Raw genomic sequence first — 5596 nt, 5'->3', positions numbered from 1 at the left:
CCCGCCCCCGGCCCCGGCCGCCAATGCCGGGGGCGTCGGGCGGGAACGGGTCGCCGCACCGGGCTACAGCAGGGAACCGAGCGGTCCCAGGTCCAGGTTCAGGTCGGAGGCGCGCAGGCCGTAACGCTCGCGCAGCTCGGTCATCCGGTCCTCCAGCAGCATGAGGGTGAGCCCCATCCGTTCCTCCTGCTCCTCGGTCAGGTCACCCTGGTCGACCCGGCGCAGCGCCTGCCGTTCCACGAGCTGCCGCAGGAGCTCGACGATGGTCAGCACCAGCTTCATCAGGTCGCGTTCCACCGTGTCGGGGTGGGCGTCGATGCGGTTGGGGAGTTCCCGGGCCGCCTCGGTGAGCGCGGCCGTGACCCCGGCGCCCACCTCGTCGACCTCGTGGTTCCCGCCCACCGCCGTGCTCGCGGTCCCCACGCCGGACCCGGTGCCTCCGATCCTGATCGTCGAGGACCCGCCCCCGGTCGTCGGGCCGCCATCCGTGTCCGCCACACCGCCTCCTTCCGATCGTCCACACCTCTGGTGGTGCCCGGCCCCGCACCGCCCCTGCCCGCCGGTCCCCTGCACACCGCCCGGTGCCGACGCCCCTCACCGCTCCCACGGGGAGGGCACGTCCGGTCGCACCGAGGTGATCAGCGCCCGCAGCGAGATGTGCACGAGGTCCACGTCCGCGATCGCCAGCGTCAGGTCCCCGGTGAGCACCACCCCGCCGGCGAGCAGCCGGTCCAGCAGGTCCACCAGCGAGACGTCCCGGTCGGCCAGCGGGAGGTCGCCGTCCTCGTCGCCGGGCACGAGTTCGGTCGCCATCCCGCTCACCGGTCCACGGTGGACGCGGAGCCGTGGGCGGTCCGCTCGTCCAGGCAGTCGGGCACGAACGAGTAGGGCACCCAGGGGCCGGTCAGCTCCACCCGCACCCCGGGTTCGGCCCGCGACCACCGCTCCACCTCCGCGGCGAAGGCCCGCGTGTTCTCCTCGGACACCAGGAACGCCGCGTTGAGCACGTTCCCGCCCCGGGCGCCGGACAGCTGGTTGTCCTGCGCGCGGTGCCTCCGCCGGGCCTCCGCCAGCTGGTCGAGGCGGTCGACCAGCTGGGTGGAGAGGTCCGACGCGCGTTCCCAGGCCCGTTCCCGCGCCTCGCGCCGCTGGATCCGGCGGCGCAGGTAGGCGCGGCCGGCGCCCCCACCGCCCGGGGTGGTGGGGCGGGAGGGCGCTGGTGCCGCCCGGTCACCCTCGTCCGCCGGGGCCGGGGTGTCGTCGGTGAAGACCTTGACGCCCCATTCGGCCCGACCGGCGAACCGGTCGAGGGCGGAGAGGAACTCCCGCGCCCGACCTCGCACCATCTGGCGGACCCGTTCGTCGTCGTCGTAGATGGTGGCCAGCCGCAACGGCAGCACCGGTCGGTGGGCCGCCATGTCGGACACGACCGTGTGGTGTCCCCTGGCGACCGCTTCCAGCCGGCCGAGGTCGTTGAGGCTGTCCTTGAGGGCCGCCTCGCTGAAGTGGTCGCGCGGCAGGGAGCTGACCACCGCCGTCAGCGGGCCGACCGGCAGTGCCCGGACCGACGCGCCGTCGATGCCACCGGAGGGCGGTGTGTGCCCCTGCCCGCTGTCCGGTTCGCTCGTGGTGACGGCGTAGACGTAGGTGATGGTGGCGAGCGTGGCCGTCATCGGGCATCCTCCTCTGTCTCCGCCACCGCACCGGACCGGGGAGCCGAGGGACCGTCCCGTTCGGCCTCGGTCCGACCGGAGGGGGCGAGGGTGGGGCGTTCACCGGCTTCCAGCGCCCGGATCCGGTCCCGCAGGCGTTCGTTCTCCTCGGCCAGGTCGCCTCGCCGGGCGCCGGAGGACAGCGTCGGGTCGTGTTCCCACCAGTCGATGCCCATCTCCTTGGCCTTGTCGACGGACGCGACCAGCAGGCGGAGCTTGATGGTGAGCAGCTCGATGTCGAGCAGGTTGATCTTGATGTCGCCGGCGATGACGACACCCTTGTCCAGGACCCGTTCCAGGATGTCGGCGAGGTTCGCCCCCGTCGACTGGGACTGGGTGCCGGCGACCCGGGAGGGCGCCCCGGGCCAGGCCATCGGTTCTGTCATCGCGCTGCCCCCTCCTTCCTCGTCGCGAGACCTTCCGGTGCCGGTGCGCGCTCAGCGCCGCGCCGAGGTCCGGTGCCGCCCGGCGGCCTCGTCCTCGTCGGCGTCGTCCTCGTCCTCGTCGGCGTCGTCGGCGTCGTCGACCTCGTCCTCCGGTCCCAGGTCGTCCTCGTCGGCGTCGTCCTCGAACTCGGGTCCGTCCTCGTCGTCGTCCTCGTCGTCGTCCTCGGCGCGCGCCTCACCCCGGTGGTCGTCCTCGTCGGCGTCGAACTCGTCCCGCCGTCCGGCGGTGGCGTCGTCCGGTTCGGAGGAGCGGTCCGCGTCCGACGGGGTGGCCCCGTCGTCGGGACGGTCCTCCTCGTCGCGGTCGACGACCGCGCCGTCGCGCACCTCGCCACGCCACCCGTCGGGCCGTTCCTCCCGGAGGGAGACGAAACGCCGGAAGTGGGCGAGGTCCCGCCGCACCCTGCGCCGCTGCGCGCCGAAGGCGTTGCCGAGCCGCTCCAGCAGCCCTCGGGGCCGGTGGTCGAGCACGAGCAGGACCCGGGTCAGGTCGGGGGTCACGTCGTGGAAGGTCACCGTGCCCCGCGTGGTGCCCTTGGCCCCGTCCGAGGTCCAGCGGATGCGTTCGTCTGGCACCTGTTCGAGGATCTCCGCCCGCCACGTCCGCCGGGAGAACAGGATCTTGGCCGACCAGTCGGTGGTGGTGTCGTCGACCTGGTCCACCTCGCGGACACCCTCGGCGAACCGGTCGAAGTCCTGGAACAGGGTCCACTGGTCGTAGACGTCCCGCACCGGCAGGCCGACGTCGAGGTCCTCGACGATGGTGACGGACCGGCCACCGCCCTTCTTCCTGGCGCGGCGGTCGAGCACGCGCCGGGTGGCGGTGCGCAGGCGGCCGCCGAGCGTGGAGAGGCCGGAGCGGACCGCGCCGAGCGGTCCTCGGCCGCCCTTCCCGTCGCCGGTGTCGTCGGTCGACACCGAGCGGTCGCCCCCGCCGGCGAGGCGCTGGGTGGCGGCGCCCATCCGGTGCCCCGCCCAGGTCAGCGCGTGCCTGGCCCGTGCCTGGAGGTGGCGTTCCACCTCCAGGAGGAGGCGTTCGCCGGAGGCGTTCCTGCTGGCGAGTTCGCGGAGGTTGGCCAGTGGCCCCTGCTCGTCCGCGCGCCCGGTCCTCTCCTTGACGTCGCTGGTCCTGGTCATGCTCCACCCCGCTTGGTCCGCGTGCTCCGGCCGCTCGACCCGCCCGTCGTCGTCCCGCTCGTCGTCCTGCCTCGTCGCGCGCCCTCGGCCCTGGTGGTCCGGCCGGTCGGCCCGCCGGTGCCCCTGGACTTCGAGTCCTCACCGGACGAGGACGACTTCCTCCCTCGGGAACCCCCGGTCGTGCTCGAGCGCGACCAGGTGCTCGGTCGCCCGCTGGACCTGGTGGGTGCCGCGCCGTCGTCCTCGGCGGACCGGGCGTCCTCGCTCTCGCCGTCGACGTCCTCCGCGTCGGGTTCGCCGTCCCCGCTCCCGGAGGCCCGTCGCACCGACCTGCCCGCGTCGCGCGCCGACTCCCCCACGTCCGTCACGGTGTCCTCGGCGCGCTCGCCGGCGTTCGTGGCCGCCTCCTCGGCGGTGCCGGTGGCGTCCCGACCCTGTTCGGCGAGGGCGCGGGTGCGCTCGCCGAGGGTGTCGGCGAGGCGGTCGGCGCGGTGGGTCAGCGCGGCCTGGGCGGCGGTCTTGCCGGCCTCCCACAGGCTTTCCCTGGCCTGCTCCCGCAGCTCGTTGAGGTCGGCGGAGGTGCCGATCTCCTTCGCCACCGTGACCAGCATGCGTTTGGGGTCGAGGTCGAGCTTCTTGCCGACCAGCCACAGCCCGAGGCCGATCGCGAGTTTCGCCTTCCGGCGGCGACCGAGCAGGTATCCACCCGCCACGGCCACCGCCACCTTCGCTCCGGTGTTCACCGTCGTCTCACCCTTCCGTTCCGCCCGGCCGGGGTCCGGCCAGCCGGTCCAGCAGCTCGTCCTCCCGGCTGTCGAACTCGTCCTCGCTGATCAGGCCGGCTTCCAGCTGCCGTTCCAGTTCGACGAGTTCCCGGCGCACCGCCTCCGGTGCGTGGTACTCGCGCTCGGCCGCCGCCAGCACCTGCCGGAGGGTCCAGCCGACCCCCCGGGCGGGTGCGAGCGGCAGTCCCAGCACCATGCCCAACAGACCCACGGGTCACCCGCTCGTCACGCCGCCGTGGACGCCCGGAGGTCCACGAAGCTGTAGGGCGGGAGGGGGCCGACGACCCTGATCTCCAGCCATTCCCCGAACCGCCTCTCGGCCACGGCGACCTGGTCGTGGAAGGACTCCATGCCGTCGCGGGGCACCAGGAACGAGGCGTTGAGCAGCGGGCCGCCCACCTCGCTCGGGACCGTGCTGACCTGGTGGGCCGCGGGTCCCAGGACGTCGAGGACGGCCGAGGCGTCCTCCCGCCGGCGCACGTCCAGGGCACCGGCGACCAGTTCTCCCAACCGGAGCCGGTCCTGGTGGCCCGCACCCTCCCTGGTCCGTTCGTTGAGCCTCAGCAGCTCCGGGTCGGCGAGGAGGATCTGGCGGAGGACGACGTCCTCCCGGTGGGTCACCTTGACGTTGATCTCCACCATCTGGTCGACCTCGTCGAGCAGCCGGGAGAAGTGGGCGGCACCGCCCGCGAGCTCGCCGAGGACGGTGCCCTCGTCGGGGGAGACGACCCCGAAACCGAAGGGCAGCACCGCGCCCTGCTCACCGAGGGCGTCCAGGACCCGCTGGTGCGCGATCAGGTCGCGCCGTTTCCCCCGCAGGTCGCGGGGGGCCTCGCTGACCACGACGGCCAGTCCTCCGTCGCGCAGGACCCGCAGGGGCGGCCGGTCCGGGCCCACCCCGTCGTGGGAGGACAGGTCGGCGGGGTGGTCACCTCGGATGATCCCGTACAGGTAGAACGTCATCAGCTGGCCTCCTCCTTGCGGCGAGCGCTCCGACGGCGTGGCTGCTCCTCGTCGTCACGTCCCTTCCCGGAGGCCTCCTCGCGACCGTCCCGGAAGGACTCCGCGACCGTCTCCACCGCCCCGGAGAGCGCGCCCTTGGACTTGCCCTTGGCGCCCTTCTCGGTGATGCTCCCGATCATCTCCGGCAGGGTCTCGGACTTGGAGTTGTGCGTCAGGTCGAGCCGGTTGCAGGCCTCGGCGAAACGCAGGTAGGTGTCCACACTGGCCACCACCACCCGAACGTCGATGGTCAGCAGTTCGATGCCGACCAGGGACACCCGGACGAAGGCGTCGATCACCAGTCCCCGGTCCAGGATCAGTTCCAGGACGTCGTACAGGCTGCCGGACCGGCCGCCTCCCGAGCCGCTGGCCTGGCTGTTCTGCTGTGTCGCGACGGTCATCGTGCGCTGCCTCCTCTTCTGCCTCGGCGATCGTGCGCCGTGGAGCGTCTCGGCATGTCGTTCCCGTCGGCTCCGCGCCCGGTCGGCGCGGAGTGGCGGTGGCGGGGGCGGGC

Annotated in this window: 9 protein-coding genes; all 9 read right to left on the bottom strand. The window is 73.4% G+C overall.

Annotation, left to right across the window (positions count from 1 at the left end):
* Positions 1-63 precede the first annotated feature (63 nt).
* Complete coding sequence (locus ACTIDRAF_RS32875) at positions 64-375, bottom strand: gas vesicle protein K (protein ID WP_211215358.1); 312 nt, start codon at positions 373-375, stop codon at positions 64-66.
* A gap of 219 nt (positions 376-594) precedes the next feature.
* A complete protein-coding gene (locus tag ACTIDRAF_RS0215695; protein ID WP_016699681.1) occupies positions 595-813 on the bottom strand; it encodes a gas vesicle protein in 219 nt (72 codons plus the stop codon).
* Between the two features lie 5 nt (positions 814-818).
* Positions 819-1673: a GvpL/GvpF family gas vesicle protein gene (locus ACTIDRAF_RS29160; protein WP_016699680.1), complete on the bottom strand. Its 855-nt coding sequence runs from the start codon at positions 1671-1673 to the stop codon at positions 819-821.
* Positions 1670-2098, bottom strand: coding sequence for a gas vesicle protein (locus tag ACTIDRAF_RS0215685; protein ID WP_026066153.1), 429 nt, complete (start codon positions 2096-2098; stop codon positions 1670-1672). Before ACTIDRAF_RS0215685 ends, ACTIDRAF_RS29160 begins: the two co-directional genes overlap by 4 nt.
* A 51-nt stretch (positions 2099-2149) precedes the next feature.
* The gene (locus tag ACTIDRAF_RS29155; RefSeq protein ID WP_016699678.1) at positions 2150-3295 is read right to left on the bottom strand and encodes an SRPBCC family protein; all 1146 of its coding nucleotides are present in this window, start codon (positions 3293-3295) and stop codon (positions 2150-2152) included.
* A complete protein-coding gene (locus ACTIDRAF_RS32010) occupies positions 3292-4038 on the bottom strand; it encodes a hypothetical protein (protein WP_016699677.1) in 747 nt (248 codons plus the stop codon). Before ACTIDRAF_RS32010 ends, ACTIDRAF_RS29155 begins: the two co-directional genes overlap by 4 nt.
* A 7-nt stretch (positions 4039-4045) precedes the next feature.
* Positions 4046-4291, bottom strand: coding sequence for a gas vesicle protein GvpG (locus ACTIDRAF_RS0215670; RefSeq protein WP_016699676.1), 246 nt, complete (start codon positions 4289-4291; stop codon positions 4046-4048).
* Positions 4292-4305: 14 nt separating this feature from the next.
* Positions 4306-5043 (bottom strand): GvpL/GvpF family gas vesicle protein, encoded by a 738-nt coding sequence (locus ACTIDRAF_RS0215665; RefSeq protein WP_016699675.1) that lies wholly within the window; start codon positions 5041-5043, stop codon positions 4306-4308.
* On the bottom strand, positions 5043-5483 hold the full coding sequence (locus tag ACTIDRAF_RS0215660) for a gas vesicle structural protein GvpA (protein WP_016699674.1): 441 nt from the start codon (positions 5481-5483) through the stop codon (positions 5043-5045). Before ACTIDRAF_RS0215660 ends, ACTIDRAF_RS0215665 begins: the two co-directional genes overlap by 1 nt.
* Positions 5484-5596 lie beyond the last annotated feature (113 nt).

This window comes from Actinoalloteichus spitiensis RMV-1378, assembly GCF_000239155.1.
GTDB classification, from domain to species: domain Bacteria; phylum Actinomycetota; class Actinomycetes; order Mycobacteriales; family Pseudonocardiaceae; genus Actinoalloteichus_B; species Actinoalloteichus_B spitiensis.
Note: the sequence above shows the minus strand (reverse complement) of the source record. Positions and strands in the feature narration are given on the sequence as shown.